The sequence below is a fragment of the Azospirillum canadense genome (assembly GCF_025961225.1).
In the GTDB taxonomy this organism is placed as follows: domain Bacteria; phylum Pseudomonadota; class Alphaproteobacteria; order Azospirillales; family Azospirillaceae; genus Azospirillum; species Azospirillum canadense.
The window spans coordinates 260,017-278,581 of record NZ_JAOQNG010000004.1; the positions used below are offsets into that span (position 1 = coordinate 260,017).

Below are 18,565 nucleotides of genomic sequence, written 5' to 3' on the forward strand. Positions count from 1 at the left end.
TTTAGGGGCAGGGCGGCCGCAGCCGTTCGCAGAAGGCGCGCGCCGCGTGGCTCATATGCCTTTGCTTGTGGTGGAGCAGGTGGAAGGGGCGGTCGGGCAGCGGGAAGGCGATGCGGTGCAGGCGCCCGGATGCCAGCGCGCTGGCCGCCACCAGTTCGGAGATCACCGTCGCCCCCGCCCCCGCCGTCACCGCGGACAGCACCGCCTCGTTCGACGGCAGTTCCAGCACGACGGGAAGCCGGTCCGGGGAAACGCCCTGCCGGCGCAACGCCTCCTCGAAGGCGGAGCGCGTGCCGGACCCGACCTCCCGCAGGACCCAGGGGGAGGCGGGCAGTTCCTCGGCCTCCAACCGCGCGCGGCCGTGCCAGGGATGCCCGTCCGCCACCACCAGGGCCATCCGGTCGCCGGGCAGGGGGACTTGAGCCAGCAGCGGGTCGTCCACCTCCCCTTCCACCAAACCGAGGTCGGCGGCGCCGTCCAGGACGGCCTGGGCGACCTGCGCCGTATTTCCGGCCGCAACACCGACGTCCACGTCCGGGTGGCGGGCGCGGAAGGCGACCAGCCGTTCCGGCAGCCAATAGCCGATGATGGTCTGGCTGGCGTGCACCGTGACCCGGCCGCGGCGCAGCGCCGACAGGTCGGCCAGCAGGCGCTCCGCCGCCTCCGCGCGGGCCAGCACCGCCCTCGCCTCGTCCAGGAACAGGGTTCCGGCCTCGGTCAGTTCGATCCGGCGCCCCACCCGGTTGAACAGCTGGACGGCGTGCCGGGCCTCCAGGTTGGCGATGGCGGCGCTGACCGCCGACTGCGTCAGGTGCAGCACGCCGGCAGCGCGCGTCACGTGCTGCTGCTCCGCCACCGCCACAAAGATGCGCAACTGCTCCAGCGTCATGGACCGCTTCCCCGGCTCTACCAATCGTTCGATTTTAGCGAACGATTCGAGCAGCACAATGCGTTGGATCGATCGGTCGGCGGAGAACAGATTCGTAGACATCCGAACCGGAGGTCCACGATGTACCCCGCCCTTGCACGCGTTCCCGCCATCCTTCGCCCGCTGCTGCCCGGCGTGGCGCTGTGCGGGGCCGTCTCCCTGCTGGCGACGATGGCGGCGGGCGTTGAGATCCGGCTGTTCGGGCAGGCGTGGCTGGAGCCGCTGGTGCTCGCCATCCTGATCGGCACGGCGCTGCGCACCGCTTGGCGGCCCGGCCCACGCTGGACGCCCGGCATTCACACCAGCGCCAAGACCCTGCTGGAGGTGGCGGTCATGCTGCTGGGGGCCTCCATCGACCCGAAGACCATCCTGGCGGCCGGGCCGGGGCTGCTTCTGGGGATCGGCGGGGTGGTCGCCGCCGCGCTAACCGCAAGCTACGGGATCGGGCGGCTGCTCGGCCTGCCGAAGCGGATGGCGGTGCTGGTCGCCTGCGGGAACTCGATCTGCGGCAACTCGGCCATCGCGGCCACCGCGCCGGTGATCGGCGCGCACAGCGACGACGTCGCAGCGTCCATCGCCTTCACGGCGGTGCTGGGCGTGCTGGTGGTGCTGGGGCTGCCGCTGCTCGTCCCGCTGCTCGGGCTCAACCCGATGGAGTATGGGGTGCTGGCCGGGCTGACGGTCTACGCGGTGCCGCAGGTGCTGGCGGCCACGGCGCCGGTCGCCGCGGTCAGCGTGCAGGTGGGGACGCTGGTCAAGCTGGTGCGCGTGCTGATGCTGGGGCCGGTCGTCTTCACCCTGGCGCTGCTCGCCGCCCGCCGGCCGCAGGGGGAGCGGAAGGCGGGCGAGGGGGCGGGGAACCGCCTGCGGGCCCATCACCTCGTTCCCTGGTTCATCCTGGGCTTCCTGGGGCTGGCCGGCCTGCGGGCGGCGGGGCTGGTGCCGCAGGCGCTGCTGGCCCCCATGGCAGCGGCATCGGGCGTGCTGACCGTGCTGTCGATGGCGGCGCTGGGGCTGGGGGTGGACGTCCGCATGGTGGCGCGGGCCGGGCTGCGGGTCACGGCGGCGGTCGTCCTGTCGCTGCTCGCCCTCGGCGCGATCGGCGTCGGCCTGATCGATCTGTTGAATATCGGTTGATGAGGCGGCTGAAGGGGCAGGGAAGGGCGCTTATTTTGCTCATTAAATGTGTGAATTGGGCAAAAAATGTGCATAGAATACATTTTATGCCTTGACCTCAACTTAGGTTGAGGTTTTAGCTTCGCGCCCGTTGATCGCCGAGATCTGGCGGAATGTCCTGGGAGAGCGAGACGAATGCCCAAAGAAAAGCGGTCGATCCTGCGCAGCCTGGTGGTCGTCCTATCAAAAAAGCACCGCAATCGCCGTCGCATCGCCCTGTTCAACCCGATCCTTCCCGGCGCCAACCTGCGGGACCGGATCATCGCCTGCTGCGGCGCCCTGCTGGGCATCGCGGCCACCGGGCTTCTCTGCCATTTCGCGCTCAGCAGCTCGGTCAGCGTGCCGGTGCTGATCGCGCCGATGGGGGCCTCGGCGGTCCTGCTGTTCGCGGTGCCCACCAGCCCGCTGGCGCAGCCCTGGCCGATCATCGGCGGCAACACGCTGTCGGCCATCGTCGGCATCCTGGTGTCGGCGCTGGTGCCTGACCCGATGCTGGCCGGCGCGCTCGCCGTCGCACTGGCGATCGCGACCATGTCCATGACGCGCTGCCTGCACCCGCCCGGCGGGGCCGCTGCCCTGACCGCGGTGCTCGGCGGGCCGGCGGTGGCGTCGGCCGGGTTGGGCTTCGCCCTGTTCCCGGTGGCGGTCAACTCAATCCTGCTGGTCACGGCCGGCTGGGTGTTCCACCGCTTCTCCGGCCATTCCTACCCGCACCGCCCGGCCGCCAAGCCCACCAACGTGCATCGGACGAACGACGTGCCGGCACCGGCGCGCGGTGGGGTGACGCCGACCGACGTGGAGGAGGCGATCCAGGGCTTCGGCGAGGCGTTCGACGTCAACCCGGACGACCTGAAGGACCTGCTGCTGAAGGCCGAGCGCGTCGCGCTGGAACGGCTGAACGCCCACATCGCCTGTTCGGAGGTGATGTCGCGGGACGTGATCACCGTGTCCGCCGACGCCCGCCCGGACGTCGCCCGCGCCAAGCTGGTCGAGCACGCCATCCGCACGCTGCCGGTCGTGGACGCGCGCGGCACGGTGGTCGGCGCGGTCGGGCACGAGCAGCTCGTCAAGCCGGGCGCGCGCGTCGCCGACGTCATGGAACCGGCGGTCTTCGAACGGCCGGAAACGCCAGCCTTCCGCCTGCTCGGCCCGCTGTCGGACGGGCGCACCCACGAGGTGATGATCGTCGACCGCAACGGCACGCTGCTGGGCGTCGTCACGCAGACCGACCTGCTGATGGTCCTGGCGCGCGCTGCCCTAGCCCGGTCGGAAGAGGCGCAGAAGGGTGCCGCCCTGTCGATGATACCGAACCGCTGATACGCTTCCGGGAGGGGCGTCCCTATCGCTGAGGGGCCGCCCATTCCGCGGGAAACCGGGCCCATCCGCATGATGGGCCCGTATTTTTTTGGCTTCAAGCCCGCAATGGGCCACCGCCAAATCGCGCGTGCAACAAGGGTCGCCTGACCTGTTGGACGTCGCATGACAACGGAATCACCCGAGGATCTGGTGAGGAAGCTGTCGGCGTGGCGTCTCTATCTGGACGCGATCAGCCGGCAACGGAAGGACCGGATCGCCGCCCTGTCCGACGCCGCGGATGCCGCCAGCGCCCGCGCGCGGCGGATCCGTGACGAGGCGGAACAGGCGCGGCGCCGGCTGGACGCTTTGTCGAGGCCATCAACGCCGCAGACGCCGCCCCAGACACCGCCCCAGAAACCGCCCGCGCAGGCGCCGGCGCGGCCGAACCCAGGCAAGCCGGGAGGGCGGGGCGGCGTGCCGTGACCGCGCGCCGTCAGGACGCGCCGTCAGTGTGCGGTGGCCAGCGGGTAGGCGCGCTTCACGGTGGCGGCGGCGAAGGCGGCGACGCCCGCCTTGATCAGGTCGCCGGGAATGAAGGTCAGCGATCCCAGCGCCGCCTTCTCCAGCGGCAGGCCGCTGACCACCGACAGCCAGGGGATGCCCAGCGCGTAGTCGGCGCCGATCCCGCCCAGCGCGCAGGCGACGAACAGCGACGGCAGGCTGCCCCGGCGCGGCAGACGCTCCGCCAGCCAGCCGACGACGAAGGCCGCCAGCGCGAAGCCGATGGCGAAGCCGCCGGTCGGCCCCAGAAAGACGCCGAAGCCGCCGCGCCCACCGGACAGCAGCGGCAGCCCGGCCGCGACCAGCAGCAGGAACAGCACAAGCGCCAGCCCGCCCAGCCGGGCGCCCAGCACCGCGCCGGCCAGCATGACGCCCATCAGCTGCGCCGTGATCGGCACGGGCAGGAAGCCCACCGGGATCGGCGGCACGAGGCCGAGCACCGCGACGATGGCGGCAAACAGGGCGCAGTGGACGAGGTCGCGCGTGGTCAGTGGTTTCATCGTTCCGGTCTCAACTGTTTTCCGGTTTCCAAAATGCGGTGTCGATCCGTCACCGCGGATCATAGCCGCGGGCTTCCAGCGCGTCGCTTAAATGATCGGCCATGCGCATGGTCTTCACCAGCAGGGGTACCAGCAGCGCCAGGGCGGAGCGCTCCACCCCGCGCGCCCGCTGCGCCATGCGGATCTCCTGGACGAGGTCGAGCAGGACGGGGATCAGCCGGATGGTCAGGGCTAGCATCAGGCTGACCTTGCCGGCGTTCACACCCAGCGGCCTCAACCACCCCAGCCCCCGCTCCAGCGCGTCGATCATGTCGGACGCGCGGGTGGTCAGCGTCACCAGCGACGCCAGCAGGACCAGCAGGGCCAGGCGGCCGGCCGTCGCCGCCCCGGTCTCCCAGCCGACGAAGGCCGCCTGAACGGCGAACAGCAGCACCAGCACCGGAAGGAGAGGGCGGATCTGGCCGAGGATGGCGCCCAGGGGAAGGCGTGCCAACGCGAACAGCAAAAGCGTGCCGGCCAGCGCCGCGCCGATGGCGACCGGGCTGGCGACGAAGAACAGGCCCGTCGCCGCGACCGCCAGCGCCGCCAGCTTCCAGCCCACGGGAAAGGCGTGGACCGGCGAGTCCCGATGAAGGTAGAGGCCAAGCATCAGCCCATCCGCGCGACGTAGTTGGCGATGGCGGCAGCGGGCGCATCGTCGGCCACCACGCGCCCCTCGTCCAGCACGATCACCCGCTCCGCCTCGGCGACGAGGTCCAGGTCGTGGGAGATCAGAAGGGCGGTCTGCGGCAGGTTGCGGATCACGCCGGCGATGCGGCGACGGTTGCGCAGGTCGAGCAGGGTGGTCGGCTCGTCGAACACGACATAGGCCGGGTCCAGCACCAGCACCGACGCGATGGCGAGCAGCTGCTTCTGCCCGCCGCTCAACCGGTGGGCGGGCCAGTCGCGGTGCTCCGTCAGGCCGAAGCGCGCCATCACGGCGTCCACGCGCCGGGCGATCTCGTCGCGCGGCAGCCGCAGGTTCTTCAAGCCGAAGGCGATGTCCTCCGCCACCGTGGGGTAGACGATCTGCACGTCGGGGTCCTGGAAGACGAAGCCGACCTTGCGGCGCACCGCCCGCGCGTCGCCGCGGGTGTCCAGCCCGTCCACCAGCACGCGCCCCTCGTCCGGCAGCAGCAGCCCGTTGAGCAGGCGCGCCAGCGTGCTCTTGCCCGATCCGTTGCTGCCCACGATCGCCACGCGGCGTTCGGCCAGCGTCAGGTCGATCCCGCGCAGCACCTCCCGCTCGCCATAGCGATGCCGGACGTTCCGGAGTTCAATCACCGCACCAACCCCACCAGCCCTTCCGAGTGCCCCTTTCATAGACCGAGACGTGGGCAAGAAAAAAGGCCGAGCGCTCGTCGGAGCGCCCGGCCACCCTTGCGACCTTTGTCAGACCTGCGCCTGCCCGCCGTCGGCGAACAGTTCGGCGCCGTTCACGAAGCTGGAATCGTCGGAGGCGAGGAACAGCGCGGCCTTGGCGATCTCCTCCGCCTCGCCGACCCGGCCGAGCGGGATGCGGGAGGCGAGATAGTCCAGCAGCCCCTGGCGCTGCGCCGGATCGTCACCGGCTAGGTCGACCAGGCCCGGCGTGCGGGTAGCGCCGGGGCTCAGCACGTTGACGCGGATGCCCGTGTCCTTGAGGTCGAGCGCCCAGCTGCGCGCCAGGTTGCGCACCGCGGCCTTGGAGGCGGAGTAGACGCTGAAGGCGGCCGTGCCCTCGATGCCGGTGGTCGAGCCGGTGAGGATCACGGATGAGCCGCGGCTCAGCAGCGGCAGCGCCTTCTGCACGGTGAAGATCACCGCCTTCACGTTGCGGCCGAAGGTGTCGTCGACCTGCTCCTCGGTGATCTGGCCGAGCGGCAGCATGGAGCCGCCGCCAGCGTTGGCGAACAGCACGTCGAGACGCCCATGCTTGGCCTTCACCTGGGCGAACAGCCGGTCGAGGTCGGCGCCACGGCTGGAGTCCGCCTGGACGCCCGTGGCGCGGTCGCCGATCTCCGCGACGGCGCGGTCGAGCACGTCCTGGCGGCGGCCGGTGATGTACACGTGCGCGCCTTCGGCGGCGAACAGCTTGGCGGTGGCGAGACCGATGCCGCTGGTGGCGCCGGTGATGACGGCGACCTTGCCATTCAGACGGTTGGACATGATCGGTTTCCTTATCAAGAAGGGCGGCCGCCGGCGGTGTGGCGCGTCTCGGCGCGCGGCCGGCCGGCGGTCGGTTGTGTTTCGGATGAAGGGAAGGACGCCGGCCTTTGTTGGGCGGCGTCCGTCGGGTCGTTCCCGGCTGCCCTTGCTGACGACAAACCTAAGCCGCGGCGGCCATCCGGAAAAGGCAGGCCGTGTGGAATGATTATCCATGCCCATGGATAATCCGGGGGAACGGGTCAGCCCGCCCGGTGGTCGATCCGGCCGAACAGCGCCGCGGCCCAATCGGAAAAGACGCGGAGCTTGGCGCTGGGGTGGCGGTTGGCCGGGTAGACGAGCTGGAGCGGGTGCGGGCTCTGCGTCCAGTCCGGAAGGATGCGGACGAGCCGGCCATTCTCCAGGAAAGGGCGGGCGACGAAGCCGAAGGTCTGGCCGATGCCCAGCCCCGCCAGCAGGGCGGTCACGTGCGCCGTGCTTTCGTTCACGCAGACGACGGCCGGGCCGGCGATCTCGTACCGCTCCTCCCCCCGTTGGAAGTGCAGGGGAAAGACCTTGCCGGTGAGGGCGGAGCAATAGCTGCACACCGCGTGCCCGGCCTCGATGTCCGCCGGATGCGTCGGCAGGCCGTGCGCCTCGATGTAGGACGGGGCGGCGCAGGTGACGTAATCCAGTTCGCACAGCCGCCGCGCGACCAGCGCGCTGTCGGCCAGGGCGCCGCCGCGGATGACGCAGTCCACGCCCTCGCCGATCAGGTCGACCGGCCGGTCGTTGACGCCCAGGAACAGCTGCACCTCGGGATAGCGCGCCCGGAAGTCGGGCAGGGCGGGGATGAGGACGAGGTTGGCCAGCGAGGATCCGATGTCGACGCGCAGCCGTCCCCGGGGCAGGGCGCGCGCGTGCGCCGCCGTCGCGTCCATGTCCTCCAACTCGCCCAGCAGGCGCACGGCCCGCTCGTGGTAGGCGGCGCCCTCCGGCGTCACCGTGACGGCGCGGGTGGTCCGCTGGACCAAGCGCGTGCCCAGGTGATGCTCCAGGTCCTGCACCAGCTTGCTGACCGTCGAGCGCGGCAGGTTGAGGCTGTCGGCCGCCTTGGCGAAGGATCCCGCCTCGGCGATGCGGACGAAGGCCCTGATGGCGAGAAGCTGGTCCAAGCTGCGGCTCCCGTGGTGCGGCCCCGATCCTACCGCCGCACCGGACAGGATCAAGCCGGACGGACCGCTTCCTTCACAACGCACCACGGCCGGCAAGGGCCTGGATGCGGTCGGCCGTGCGGCAGGCGATGGCCTGGATGGTCAGGGACGGATTGACCCCGCCGACCGTCGGGAAGACCGAGCCGTCGCAGATCCACAGGTTGGGGATGTCCCAGCTTCGGCAGTCGGCGTCGACGACGCTGGTGGCCGGATCGCTGCCCATGCGGGCCGTCCCATTGAGGTGGCAGGTGTCGTCCCGCTCCTCCCAGAGGTCGGTCGCCCCGGCGGCTTCCAGCGCCTGCCCCATGAAGCCGAGCGCGTGGCGCATCATCCGCTTATCGTTGTCGCAGTAGGAATAGGTGACGCGGGCGACCGGCAGGCCGTAGCGGTCGGTCTCGTCGGCCAGGGTCACGCGGTTGCGCTCCTGCGGCAGGCATTCCCCGACCATCTTCAGCCCGACTTGGTGGTTGTAGCGCTCCATCTGCCGCATCAGCGCCTCGCCCCACAGCCCGCGCGAACCGGCCAGTGTGCGCGCCCACACGATGGGCAGCGGCCCCTGGCTCATGTAGCAATAACCGCCGAAGAAGTCTTTTCCGTCGTCCGCGTAGTTCCAGTGCTCGGTCAGGGCGAGCGACGGGGGCGCCTTGTAGGACCGGACCTCCTCCGCCATGCTGCCCCAGACCGCCTGGTTCAGCTGCACCATCAGGTTGCTGCCGACCAGGCCGGAGCTGTTGGCGAGCCCGTCCGGAAAGCGGTCGGTCGCCGAATTGAGCAGCAGGCGCGGCGTCTCGATGGCGTAGCCGGCCACCACCACGTTGCGCGCCCTCTGGAACCGCCATTGCCCGTCGCGATGGTAATGCACCCCGGTGACGAGGCCGGCCCGGTCGGTCTCGATGCGGCCGACCATGGCCAAGTCGCGGATCTCCGCGCCCGCAGCCAGGGCGCGGGGAAGCCAAGTGTTGAGCACGCTCTGCTTGGCGTTGGTCGAGCAGCCCGACGTGCAGAAGCCCCGGTAGACGCAGGGCGGCGCCTTGCCGTGCGGCGAGGAGAGCGTGGCGATGGGCGTCGGCGCCCAGTCGATGCCGAGCGCCTCGGCCCCCTTCGCCAGGACCAGGGCGGCGGCGTTCAGCTCGTGCGGCCGGCGCGGGTAGCGGGGGCGCTTCGGTCCCCAGGGGTAGGAGAGGGGCCCGGAGATCTGCAGTGTGCGCTCGACCTCCTGGTAATAGCGCCACATCTCCCGCCAGTCGATGGGCCAGTCGGCGCCGTAGCCGAGTTTGCTGCGCGACTGGAACCATTCCGGCCGGAAGCGCAGCGACACCATGGCGTAATGCACGGTGCTGCCGCCGACCGAACGGCCGCTGTTGTTGTCCCCGAGCTTCAGCGGATCGTCGCCGTCGCACAGCCGGTCCTCGGTCCAGAACAGCTTCCTCTGCTCCGTCTCGTCGGACGCGAAATCCTCCAGCGGCCGCCAGTAGGGCCCGGCGTCGAAGGCGACGACGGAAAAACCGGCCTCCGCCAGCTTGCAGGCCAGTGTCCCGCCGCCGGCCCCAGTGCCGACGATGGCGAAGTCCACCGCCTCGTTCTCGGAATGCTCGCGCATCGGGACCCAGCCGCCCTCGCGGAAGACGTCGGGCGCCCGGCCGTTTGTGGCGCGGGGGACCTCCATCGGGTCGTCCGGCATCGGATCATCGAACATCCGGTCACCGGACACGGCGGTTCTCCTCCCAGGCCACGTCCTCGCGGCCCGGCTTCGCCTCGCTGGCTTCCCAAGGGTCGCGCCGGTCGAAGCCCATGCGGACGTAGCCGCGCGGGCTGGCCGGGCCGCCAAAGCCGATCTCGTTCCAGGCGGTGGGGTGGCTGTAATAGGCTTCAAGGATGTCCGGGAGCAGCCGTGAGGCGAAGAAGAGGCGGCTTGGCATGCCCTCCCAGGCCGGATCGTCCAGGCGTCCCTCCTGCATCGCCCGCAGCAGGGCGTCCTGTTGGTCGGGACCCAGATCGTGGAACGGGCGGTCGTGCGCGCGGCGGCACTCCGCATCCAGCGCCGCGAGGCCGCGCCGCCACGCCTCGGCGATCGGCGGCAGCCGGACGTCGCGGTGGCCGTCGCGGCGGTCTTCCTGCAGTCGGCGGTCGAGCAGGGCGGCGACTGGGATCGGGGCCGCGCGCTTCGGCGGCTGCGGCACGATGCGGTCGCACACCGCCTTCAGCGTCCGCCACGCCGCGTCGTCGAAGATGCGGTGGTCCTCGGGGTCGATGGCCAGCCGCCGGTCGATCACGGCGCGGGTCTTGTCGTTCCAGGACGGCCCGTTCCGCTTGGCGAGCACGTCGTAGCCGGGGTAGCGGCCGGAGGTGTTGTCAGGCATGGTCTCATCGGGCATGGCGCCGGTCCTCCTCCAGCGAAAGCGTCGCCAACCCGGCGAGCGCCAGGGCGGTGTAGCTGGGTGGCGCGGGCAGGGGCGGCCCGTTCAGGATGTTCTGCGACCAGTTCCGCCAGCCGCCCATGTTCCGATGGACGCCGAAGGCGTGGAAGCCGACGCCGACAAAGCCGAGCGCCGCCGTGGCGCGCAGCCCCCAGCGCGCCGCCCTGGTCGACGCCATGGCCGGCCGGCCGTTCCCCGACAGCACCGTGCCGGCCAGCAGCGCCGCGCCGACCGGCGGGACGACCATCGGCAGGTACATGGCGGGATCGTGGAAGGCGCCCCGGAAATGCAGCAGCGCCGTTTCCGCAACCGTGCCCAGGATGCCGAGCGAGACCAGGGCCGCCAGCGCGTCGGCGGCCGGCACGCCGAGCACCTTTGGCGCCTTGGCCGGCGCCTCGCCCGGCCGGGTATGACGGACCCGTTCGGCGAAGAAGCCCAGCAGACCGGCCAGCGCGACGGCCGACGGGGCGCCGATGGGGGCGCCGTAGAACAGGTTCAGCCACGACAGCCCGCCCGGCCGCTTGGTGACGTTGAACAGGTGGAAGCCGGTGCCGACCGCGCCGGTCAGGATGGCGCCGCCATAGGCGGCGTCGCGCACGGCGTGCGCCCGCGGGCGGTCGTCGAGCGTCCCGAACAGGCTGACCCCGATGACCGCCGTGGACACGGCCAGCGGCGTGACCATGGCCGGGTTGTGGAACGACCCGCGGTAATGCTCCACCGCGCTGTCGGCCAGCGCCGCCAGCCCGAGCAGCGCGGCGCTGCGGTTCAAGTCCTTGGCGACGCGCAGAGTCACCGGGGGCGGCCCCTCCAGCCTCCGCTGGGGCCGCGCCCGCCGCCGCAGCGCCAGCGCCGCTCCGGCCGACAGGGCCGCCAAGCCGGCCACGGCCCACGCGGCGCCGCGCGCCGGGCGTGTGGGGCGTTGGTCGAGGCGCGCGGGAACCGATGCCGCTCCGCGCGTCATGTCATCCATCACCATCGTTCCCCCAAAACGGTGCCAGGGACGGCTGCCTTGCTGCCTCAACGGTGATCGGCGAAGCCGGTTCGCCGGAAAGCGCATGCGTTTTCCATCGCCCTGGGCAGCGGTCCGGTCATGGGAACCGGCCGGGTGCCGGTGAGTTGGCCGATCACCGGCGGCAGGACCCTGGAAAGGGAGAATCATGCACCGAAAGCCATCCAACGACAGCGTCGGCATCGACCGCATCGGGGTCGAGACGTTCCGGATCCCGACCGATCAGCCGGAGGCCGACGGCACGCTCGACTGGGACCACACGACGCTCGTCGTCGTCACAGCGGAGGCCGGCGGGCAAAGCGGCCTCGGCTACGGCTACGCCGATGACGCCACGGCGTGCCTGATCGCCGGCCCGCTGGCGGAACGGCTGCGCGGCGTCGACGCGCTCGACATCAACCGCGCCTGGATCGTGATGACCCAGGCGGTGCGCAACCTGGGCCGGCCGGGCATCGCGGCCATGGCGGTGTCGGCCGTGGACACGGCCTTGTGGGACCTAAAAGGGCAATTGCTCGGCCGCTCCGTCGCCGACCTGCTGGGCCGCGCGCGCGACGGCACGCCGGCCTATGGCAGCGGCGGCTTCACCTCCTATTCGGATGACCGCCTGATCGAACAGCTCTCAGGCTGGGCACGGGACGGGCTGCCGGCGGTCAAGATGAAGATCGGCCGCGACGCTGCCCGTGACGTGGAGCGCGTGGCGCTGGCGCGCCGGGCGCTCGGCTCCGGCACGGACCTCTATGTGGACGCCAACGGCGCCTACGACCGCAAGCTGGCGCTGGCCCAAGCGGAGCGCTTCGCCGAGCGGGGAGTCGCGTGGTTCGAGGAGCCGGTGTCCTCCGACGACCTGGAAGGCCTTCGCCTGCTGCGCGACCGCGGTCCTGGCCGCATGATGATCGCTGCCGGGGAGTACGGCTACACCCCGGTCTATTTCCGCCGCATGCTGGAGGCCGGGGCGGTGGACGTGCTCCAGGCGGACGCCACCCGCTGCGGCGGCATCACCGGATTCCTGGCGGCGGCGGCGCTGACGGAAGCCTTCTGCTTGCCCCTGTCGGCGCACACCGCCCCGACGCTGCACGCACAGGTCGGCTGCACCTGCCGCACGCTCAAGAACATCGAATACTTCCACGACCACGCCCGCATCGAGACGATGCTGTTCGACGGGGCGATCACTCCGGTGAACGGGGAACTGGTCCCGGACCGCTCCCGCCCCGGCTTGGGCATCGCGCTGAAGCGGGCCGACGCCGCGCGGTTCAGCACCTGAGCGGCGTCGACCCTATCTTCTCCCCGGCCCTTCTCCCTGCCGGGGTCGCGCTCAGCCGCCGGCCAGCTTGGCGAGCTTGATGGAGGTGTCGGCGATGGTCTTCAGGGTGGAGCCGATGAAGATCAGCGTGTCGGCCGTTTCCTTCGTGATGCCGATCTTCTGGAGCGGCGCCCCGCGCATCGCCTTGTAGACCTCGTGGTGCTGGCTCATCTGCTCGTAGAAGGCGTCCTTGGTCTTCACGTTGGCTTGCAGCTCGTGGATCTTGTCGAGCGTGACGGTGACCTTCTCGCCCAGGATCTTCGCCATCGCCATGGCTTCCTTGGGCAGCTTTTCCTTCTCCAGCTTCTCGATCTGCTTCATGAGCTTGTTGGCGTACTCATAGAGCTTGTCGGACTTCTCTTCGATCTTGGCCGTCTTGGCGTGGAACTCGACCAGCAGCTTCTCCATGCCGCCGACGGACTTGACGAAGGGCACGCCCAGGATCGCGGCCAGCTCGCGCGCGGTCGACTTGGCGGTCAGCGTGCCGCTGCTGTAGGCGTCGGCCAGCGTGTCGTCGGTGGCGCGCAGGTCCTTTTCCGCCTTCTCGATGTCGCGGGCGTAGGTATAGATCTCCGCCGCCATGGACACGGCGGTCTTCGCCATGCTGCCGACCGTGGCGCAAATGCCGAGGATGGCGACGGGCGTCGCCCCGCCGGCGCTGGCCGCAGCACCCGCGATGTTCACCGCGACGGAGACGGTGCCGGCGATGATGCTGATGGAGCCCTGCACCATCTTCCAGCCGAACTGCAGCTTGAACTTGGCCAGATCCTTCTTCTTGCTGACGTAGCTGGCCCAGGCCTTTTCCACCGCCTTGACGGCGAGGCCGCCCTGGGCGTCGGCGATCTGCTTGCACAGGACGTTGATCGTCTTTTCGCGGTCGGCCAGCTCCTTCTCGCTCGCCGGCGGCTTTTTCTCCAGGTTGGCGTCGAAGTCCTTGAGCGCGCCGTGGATGTCCTTCCGGGACATGTTCAGCTGCTCGTAGGCGACCGCGATCAGGTTCTGGACGATCAGCTTGTCCTTGTCGACGGCCTTCTGGAGGTCCTTCGGGATGTCCTTCAGCTCGACGGTGGCCTTCATGGCCGGCACCTTCAGGTGCTTCGTCTTCAGGCCATCGGAAAAGTCCATTTCGGCAAGCTTCAAGGCCGGCATGCGCAACCCCCCGTCGTCGTAAGGCCACGGGCGGAACAGGCCGCGCATGGCGCCGCGCGGTGCCCGCCATGACTTGGCGGCGCCGCAGCATTGATTGGAAATGTGCCCACCATCACTGACACAGGCGGGGGAGACGGGCGACGGGGACTTGCTCCGGAATGGACGGACCCAGGCGGGGGCGAGACGGGGCGGCGTTTTCCTCACGGCGCGATCGGGGGTTTTTCGCAGACGCCGGCCCGGCCCCTGGGCTTCCTGATCATGACGGAGCCTCCAGTTGGTCATTGAAATGGATTTCGTCAAAAAATCGTCGATGTACAAAACATACAAGGTTATGGAGCACGTGCAAGTTCATATATTTTCATTCATATGCACGAGTTTATTTTCATTGAACAAGATTGGTTGCTCTGAATAACTTCAAAGCGCATCCGAATAAGCGCGCTTGCATACGGATTTATTCTTAGATTGCTAAGGAGAAAGTCATGAGTATCGGTCCCGTTTCGGGCAACGGCATCAGCTTTGCCCTGAGCGCTGGCAAGTCGGCTTTCTGGACGGTCAACACCCAGGCCGCCTACAACCAGTACGTCAAGCTGGTCGACCCCAGCGGCAACGTGGTGTTCACCGCCACCGGCTCCGGCGGCACCAACGGCACGCCGAACCAGATCGGCTCCGGCAACTTTACCGCGGTCGCCGGCAACTACACCATTTACATCGGCATCAACAACGGCGCCCAGTGGAACCAAGTGATCTGGGACAGCGACTCGCTGGTCAACGGCGGCACGGTCTACTACTCGGTCACCACCTTCATTTCCGAAGACGGTGGCGGCACCGACTACAACGACAGCGTGGTGTCCATCAGCTACTTCAACTCCGTGGGCTGATCGGCAACCAGCGAGAGCGGGTGACGGGCCGACCGTCACCCGCCGAAGGGAAAACGCTCCGCCAGGACGAAGGGCGTGTCCGCGTCGGCCTGCTCGAACAGGCAGACGGACCGGAACGCCACCGGATCGCGCAGGACGGGGGCGCTCAGCCGGTCGAGCACCGCCCGAACCTCCGCGCGCTCCGCGTCGCGCAGGCGGCGGGTCAGCGTCAGGTGAAGACGGAAGTCCTCGAACACGTAGGGGTAGCCCCAGGTCTCGATGTGCTCGCGCTGCTGGTCGGTCAGCGAGGCGCCGAGGCGCTTTTGCCGTTCCGCGTCGGTGGGCGGGGCGCGGAAGCAATCGAAGGCGCGCACGCTGTCGTCGGCCAGCGCCTGAATGGCGGGGGAGGGGGCCTGCGGGCGGAAGGCGAGGAAGCCGTGCAAGTCGGCCAGCGCGAAGGGCGGCTCCACGAAGGGCTGGCGTTGCCGGGCGAAGGCGGCGACGGCGTCCCGCAGAGCTTCCGCACCGGTCCCCTCGGCGAGGCGGAAGGGCGCCTTCAGCGTGGCGTGGAAGCCGTAGCGGCGGGCGTCGGCCACCAGGTCGGCCTGGAGCGTAGGGTCGAGCCCGACGTCTGGCAGAGGTTGCAGCGCGGTCGTGTCCGGCCGGCGGCCGAGCCACCACCAGCCGAAGTCGGCCAGCGCCGACCCATCCTCCGGCGCGAAATAGAGGGCGAAGCGGCGCTGGCTCATGACGCGAGGTCCCGGCTTGCAAAGACCGGCCGGCCCGCCACCAGCGTGGCGACCACGCGCGGCAGTTCCGGCACGCGGTCGTCCACCAACACCAGATCGGCGCGCTGTCCGACGGCGATGCGGCCGCGGTCGGCGAAGCCGCCCAGGCGCGCCGGGTTGGTGGACACCAGCGCCCAGGCCTGCGCGAGGGGCAGGATGCCCTGGCGGGCCAGCGCGAAGGCGGCGTGGGCCAGCGCCGGGTAGTAGTAGTCGGAGGTCAGCACGTCGACCAGCCCGGCCGCGGCCATGTCGGCGGCGCGCATGCCGCAGTCGATGTGGCTGCCGCCGCGCACCACGTTGGGCGCGCCGAGGATCACGCCGCCGCCCAGCCGCCGGCTTTCCTCCGCGGTGGCGCGGTTCAGCGGGAATTCGCAGATCGCGCAGCCGAGGCTGTGGAAATGCCGCCGCACCTCCGGCGTCCCGTCGTCGTGGGAGGCGAGCGCCACCCCGTGCCGGCGCGCCGCCGCGGCCAGCCGCCGGTTGGTCGGGTCGACCTGCGGCGCCCGCTCCGCTACCGCGTGCAGCAGTTCGACGAAGGCTGGGACCGTCATGTGCGCGCGCTCGGCGTACTGGGCCAGCTTGGCCGGCTGCTCGATCCGCGCGGTGAACATGGGCAGGTGGTCGTTGAAGGCGAGCAGGCGGATGCGCCCCTCCGCCAGCCAGCGCTCGATCTCCTCGGCGGCGTCGATGTTGTAGACCTCGTGCCGCAGGTGGACGTGGCTGTCGCAGCCCAGCGTCGGGCGCAGCCGTTCCAGCGTGTTGAGGAAGCGCACCGTCGCGCCCGCGCCCGCGCAGGCCGGGCTCCCACGACCAGGTCAGGCCGTGCAGCGCCGTGGTGATGCCGTTGGCGACCAGCTGGCGGTCGGTGTCCAGCAGCGCGACGTCGGTCGGGAAATGCACGCGCGGGCGTGGCATCAGCTGCCGTTCGAAGGCGTCGCCGTGCAGGTCAACGATGCCCGGCAGCAGGAGCAGCCCGCCGGCCTCGATCACGCGGCCGGCTGGCGTGTGGTCGCCGACCTCAACGATGCGGCCGTCGGCGATGGCGACCCCGGTCTCGACGAAGACGCCGTCCGGCGTCAGGACGCGTGCGCCGCGGATGTGGGTGTCCAGTCGGCTTTCCTCTCGATGCACAGTCTTGTTCACGGGACCGCTCTTAACGCCGGGACGGGGCGTTGCGGGATGAAAGTTTGATGAAACCGCGCCGCCGAGGCGGATGACCGGCGGATTGGTCGCTGGCTTCTTGGTCGGCGGCTTCGCCCGGGCCTCAAGCGCCGGGCTCGAACACCATCTGCACCCGTTCCGACGCCCAGCGCGCGACGCTGTATTCCACCGGCCGGCCGGTGGAGTCCACGTTGATGCCCTCGGTCAGCAGGATCGGCTTGGTCGGGGACTGCTGCAACAGCCGGGCGTCGGCAGCGCGGGCGGTGCGGGCGGTGACGCGCGTGACCTTGCGCGTGTAATCGCCGGCGCCCAGCCGCTCCATCGCCGCGGTGATCGACCCGTTGGCTTCGATTAGAACGTCGGACAGGCCGGGAAAGCGCGCCTTTGGAAAATAGTGGGAGGAGACACTGATCGGCCGGCCGTCGGCCTCCCCGACGCGCTCCACCACCACGACCGTGGTGCCTTTTCGGATCTCCAGCGCCTTGGCGACCGCCTCCTCCGCCGCCTCCTCGCGGATGCCCAGCAGCGTCCCGGACGGCTCCCGCCGGTGGCCCAGCATGTTCTCGGAAAAGCGCGTCCGCTTCTTCACGCGGTAGTCGATGACGCTTTCCTGCACGAAGGTGCCGCGCCCCTGCTCGATGCGGACCAGCCCCTGCTCCGCCAGGGCGGCGACCGCGCGCCGGATGGTGTGGCGGTTGACCCCGAACTCCTCCGCCATCCGCATCTCGGTCGGCAGGCGCTCGCCGGGCTGGCGGTTGCCGGTGACGATGTCGCGCTCCAGCCGCTCGGCGATTTGGCGCCACAGCGACGTTCCGGTGCCGCGGGAGAGATCGCCTCGGGAGGGATTCGGGCCTGTCATGGAAACTTCACCCTTTCCGCCTTGCCCCGACCACCGTTCACGCTCATACCTATGACCGCAGACGGTATAGATGTCTAGACAAATTTGAGATTGGTCCATGTCTGAGAATCCCGCTCCCGACACACCGACCGGGGAAGCCCCGACCGAAGACCGGCGCCGTTGGATGGGGGTGCTTGCCAAAGCGGCGCCCGAGGAGATCGCCGCGGTCTGGTCCGGCCTGTCCCCGGTTCCCGCCTACGACCTGCTGCGCCGGCCGGAAACTGGGTTGGTGATGGTCCGCGGCCGGATCGGCGGCGATGGCGCGCCCTTCAACCTGGGTGAGATGACGGTGACCCGCTGCTCCATCCGGCTGGCGGGCAGTCTGGCCGGGGATTTGGTCGGGCACGCCTGGGTGGCGGGGCGGCGGCACGACCATGCGGAGCGCGCCGCCGTGCTGGATGCGCTGATGCAGGACCCCGCCCGCCGGCCTGCGGTGGAGCCGGCGATCGCGCGCATGGCGTCCCGCCAGGCCGCCCACCGCGCGGAGGACGCCCGCAAGGCCGCCGCGACGCGGGTGGACTTCTTCACCATGGTCCGCGGGGAGAACTGACCCATGACGACCGCCGACACCCTGCTGCCGGGCCTTCCCGACCCGGTGATCGACAGCCAGCGGGTCTTCCGTGTGGTGCTGGACGCCATGGCGCGCCCGGGCACGCTGGTGGACCTTCCCCTGTCGCTTAAGGTCCCGGCGCCGCTCGACCCCGCCACGGCGGCGGTCGCGCTGGCGCTGGCCGACGTCGACACCCGCCTGTGGCTGGATGGGGCGGTCGGTGCCGACGCGGTGCGGGCGTATCTGCGCTTCCACTGCGGCTGCCCCTTGACGGAGGGGCCCGCCGCGGCGGACTTCGCCATTGTCGTCGACCCGCAGGCGATGCCGCCGCTCGCCGCCTTCAACGCGGGCAGCGACGAGTTCCCAGACAGCTCCACCACCGTGATCGTGCAGGTCCCAACGTTGGACGGCGGGGAGCCGTGGACGTTCACGGGGCCGGGCATCCGCGACCGCGTGCGGCTGGCGGTCGCCGGCCTGCCGCCGGCCTTCCGCGGCTGGGTGGCGGAGAACCACGCGGGCTTCCCGCGCGGCGTCGACCTGATCTTCACCAGCGGCACCCGGTTGGCGGCCCTGCCGCGCAGCGCGCGTCTGGAGGGCTGAT

21 protein-coding genes are annotated in these 18,565 nt (G+C 70.3%); 8 read left to right on the plus strand and 13 right to left on the minus strand.

What is annotated here, in order from left to right; all coding sequences use genetic code 11:
* Position 1 precedes the first annotated feature (1 nt).
* On the minus strand, positions 2-889 hold the full coding sequence (locus tag M2351_RS22725) for a LysR substrate-binding domain-containing protein (protein WP_264658329.1): 888 nt from the start codon (positions 887-889) through the stop codon (positions 2-4).
* Between the two features lie 120 nt (positions 890-1,009).
* On the opposite strand from M2351_RS22725, the gene M2351_RS22730 reads away from it, so the two are divergent.
* From M2351_RS22730 to M2351_RS22740, 3 genes are all read left to right on the plus strand, one after another.
* Positions 1,010-2,065: a YeiH family protein gene (locus tag M2351_RS22730; protein ID WP_264658330.1), complete on the plus strand. Its 1,056-nt coding sequence runs from the start codon at positions 1,010-1,012 to the stop codon at positions 2,063-2,065.
* A gap of 174 nt (positions 2,066-2,239) precedes the next feature.
* Positions 2,240-3,421 (plus strand): HPP family protein, encoded by a 1,182-nt coding sequence (locus M2351_RS22735; RefSeq protein WP_264658331.1) that lies wholly within the window; start codon positions 2,240-2,242, stop codon positions 3,419-3,421.
* A 162-nt stretch (positions 3,422-3,583) separates the two neighbouring features.
* Positions 3,584-3,883 (plus strand): hypothetical protein, encoded by a 300-nt coding sequence (locus tag M2351_RS22740; protein WP_264658332.1) that lies wholly within the window; start codon positions 3,584-3,586, stop codon positions 3,881-3,883.
* 23 nt (positions 3,884-3,906) lie between these two features.
* On the opposite strand, the gene M2351_RS22745 is transcribed toward M2351_RS22740, so the two are convergent.
* From M2351_RS22745 to M2351_RS22780, 8 genes are all read right to left on the minus strand, one after another.
* Positions 3,907-4,461: a biotin transporter BioY gene (locus tag M2351_RS22745; protein ID WP_264658333.1), complete on the minus strand. Its 555-nt coding sequence runs from the start codon at positions 4,459-4,461 to the stop codon at positions 3,907-3,909.
* Between the two features lie 49 nt (positions 4,462-4,510).
* Positions 4,511-5,110 (minus strand): energy-coupling factor transporter transmembrane component T family protein, encoded by a 600-nt coding sequence (locus M2351_RS22750; protein WP_264658334.1) that lies wholly within the window; start codon positions 5,108-5,110, stop codon positions 4,511-4,513.
* The gene (locus M2351_RS22755; protein WP_264658335.1) at positions 5,110-5,784 is read right to left on the minus strand and encodes an energy-coupling factor ABC transporter ATP-binding protein; all 675 of its coding nucleotides are present in this window, start codon (positions 5,782-5,784) and stop codon (positions 5,110-5,112) included. Before M2351_RS22755 ends, M2351_RS22750 begins: the two co-directional genes overlap by 1 nt.
* Before the next feature lie 108 nt (positions 5,785-5,892).
* Positions 5,893-6,648: an SDR family NAD(P)-dependent oxidoreductase gene (locus tag M2351_RS22760; protein ID WP_264658336.1), complete on the minus strand. Its 756-nt coding sequence runs from the start codon at positions 6,646-6,648 to the stop codon at positions 5,893-5,895.
* A 239-nt stretch (positions 6,649-6,887) separates the two neighbouring features.
* Complete coding sequence (locus tag M2351_RS22765; protein ID WP_264658337.1) at positions 6,888-7,799, minus strand: LysR family transcriptional regulator; 912 nt, start codon at positions 7,797-7,799, stop codon at positions 6,888-6,890.
* Positions 7,800-7,872: 73 nt separating this feature from the next.
* Complete coding sequence (locus M2351_RS45490) at positions 7,873-9,549, minus strand: GMC family oxidoreductase (protein ID WP_264658338.1); 1,677 nt, start codon at positions 9,547-9,549, stop codon at positions 7,873-7,875.
* Positions 9,539-10,213 (minus strand): gluconate 2-dehydrogenase subunit 3 family protein, encoded by a 675-nt coding sequence (locus tag M2351_RS22775; RefSeq protein WP_264658339.1) that lies wholly within the window; start codon positions 10,211-10,213, stop codon positions 9,539-9,541. The genes M2351_RS45490 and M2351_RS22775 overlap by 11 nt, the downstream gene beginning before the upstream one ends.
* On the minus strand, positions 10,203-11,225 hold the full coding sequence (locus M2351_RS22780) for a hypothetical protein (protein WP_264658340.1): 1,023 nt from the start codon (positions 11,223-11,225) through the stop codon (positions 10,203-10,205). Before M2351_RS22780 ends, M2351_RS22775 begins: the two co-directional genes overlap by 11 nt.
* 187 nt (positions 11,226-11,412) lie before the next feature.
* On the opposite strand from M2351_RS22780, the gene M2351_RS22785 reads away from it, so the two are divergent.
* Positions 11,413-12,522: an enolase C-terminal domain-like protein gene (locus M2351_RS22785; RefSeq protein WP_264658341.1), complete on the plus strand. Its 1,110-nt coding sequence runs from the start codon at positions 11,413-11,415 to the stop codon at positions 12,520-12,522.
* A 51-nt stretch (positions 12,523-12,573) separates the two neighbouring features.
* Here M2351_RS22785 and M2351_RS22790 read toward each other — a convergent pair whose 3' ends face one another.
* Positions 12,574-13,710 (minus strand): hypothetical protein, encoded by a 1,137-nt coding sequence (locus M2351_RS22790; RefSeq protein ID WP_264658342.1) that lies wholly within the window; start codon positions 13,708-13,710, stop codon positions 12,574-12,576.
* Between the two features lie 479 nt (positions 13,711-14,189).
* Here M2351_RS22790 and M2351_RS22795 point away from each other — a divergent pair, with 479 nt between their 5' ends.
* Positions 14,190-14,588, plus strand: a complete 399-nt coding sequence (locus tag M2351_RS22795; RefSeq protein ID WP_264658343.1) for a hypothetical protein — start codon at positions 14,190-14,192, stop codon at positions 14,586-14,588.
* A gap of 35 nt (positions 14,589-14,623) precedes the next feature.
* Here M2351_RS22795 and M2351_RS22800 read toward each other — a convergent pair whose 3' ends face one another.
* Together M2351_RS22800 and M2351_RS22805 are read right to left on the minus strand one after the other, a co-directional pair.
* Positions 14,624-15,316 (minus strand): DUF1045 domain-containing protein, encoded by a 693-nt coding sequence (locus tag M2351_RS22800; RefSeq protein WP_264658344.1) that lies wholly within the window; start codon positions 15,314-15,316, stop codon positions 14,624-14,626.
* Positions 15,313-16,128 (minus strand): alpha-D-ribose 1-methylphosphonate 5-triphosphate diphosphatase, encoded by an 816-nt coding sequence (locus M2351_RS22805; RefSeq protein ID WP_264658345.1) that lies wholly within the window; start codon positions 16,126-16,128, stop codon positions 15,313-15,315. Before M2351_RS22805 ends, M2351_RS22800 begins: the two co-directional genes overlap by 4 nt.
* 49 nt (positions 16,129-16,177) lie before the next feature.
* Here M2351_RS22805 and M2351_RS22810 point away from each other — a divergent pair, with 49 nt between their 5' ends.
* A complete protein-coding gene (locus M2351_RS22810; RefSeq protein ID WP_264658346.1) occupies positions 16,178-16,546 on the plus strand; it encodes a hypothetical protein in 369 nt (122 codons plus the stop codon).
* Positions 16,547-16,619: 73 nt separating this feature from the next.
* On the opposite strand, the gene phnF is transcribed toward M2351_RS22810, so the two are convergent.
* Entirely contained in the window at positions 16,620-17,375 is a 756-nt protein-coding gene (gene phnF, locus M2351_RS22815) for a phosphonate metabolism transcriptional regulator PhnF (protein ID WP_264658347.1), read from the minus strand.
* Positions 17,376-17,472: 97 nt separating this feature from the next.
* On the opposite strand from phnF, the gene phnG reads away from it, so the two are divergent.
* Positions 17,473-17,964: a phosphonate C-P lyase system protein PhnG gene (gene phnG, locus M2351_RS22820; protein ID WP_264658348.1), complete on the plus strand. Its 492-nt coding sequence runs from the start codon at positions 17,473-17,475 to the stop codon at positions 17,962-17,964.
* Positions 17,965-17,967: 3 nt separating this feature from the next.
* Positions 17,968-18,564, plus strand: a complete 597-nt coding sequence (phnH, locus tag M2351_RS22825) for a phosphonate C-P lyase system protein PhnH (protein WP_264658349.1) — start codon at positions 17,968-17,970, stop codon at positions 18,562-18,564.
* The last annotated feature ends 1 nt before the right edge of the window (position 18,565 follow it).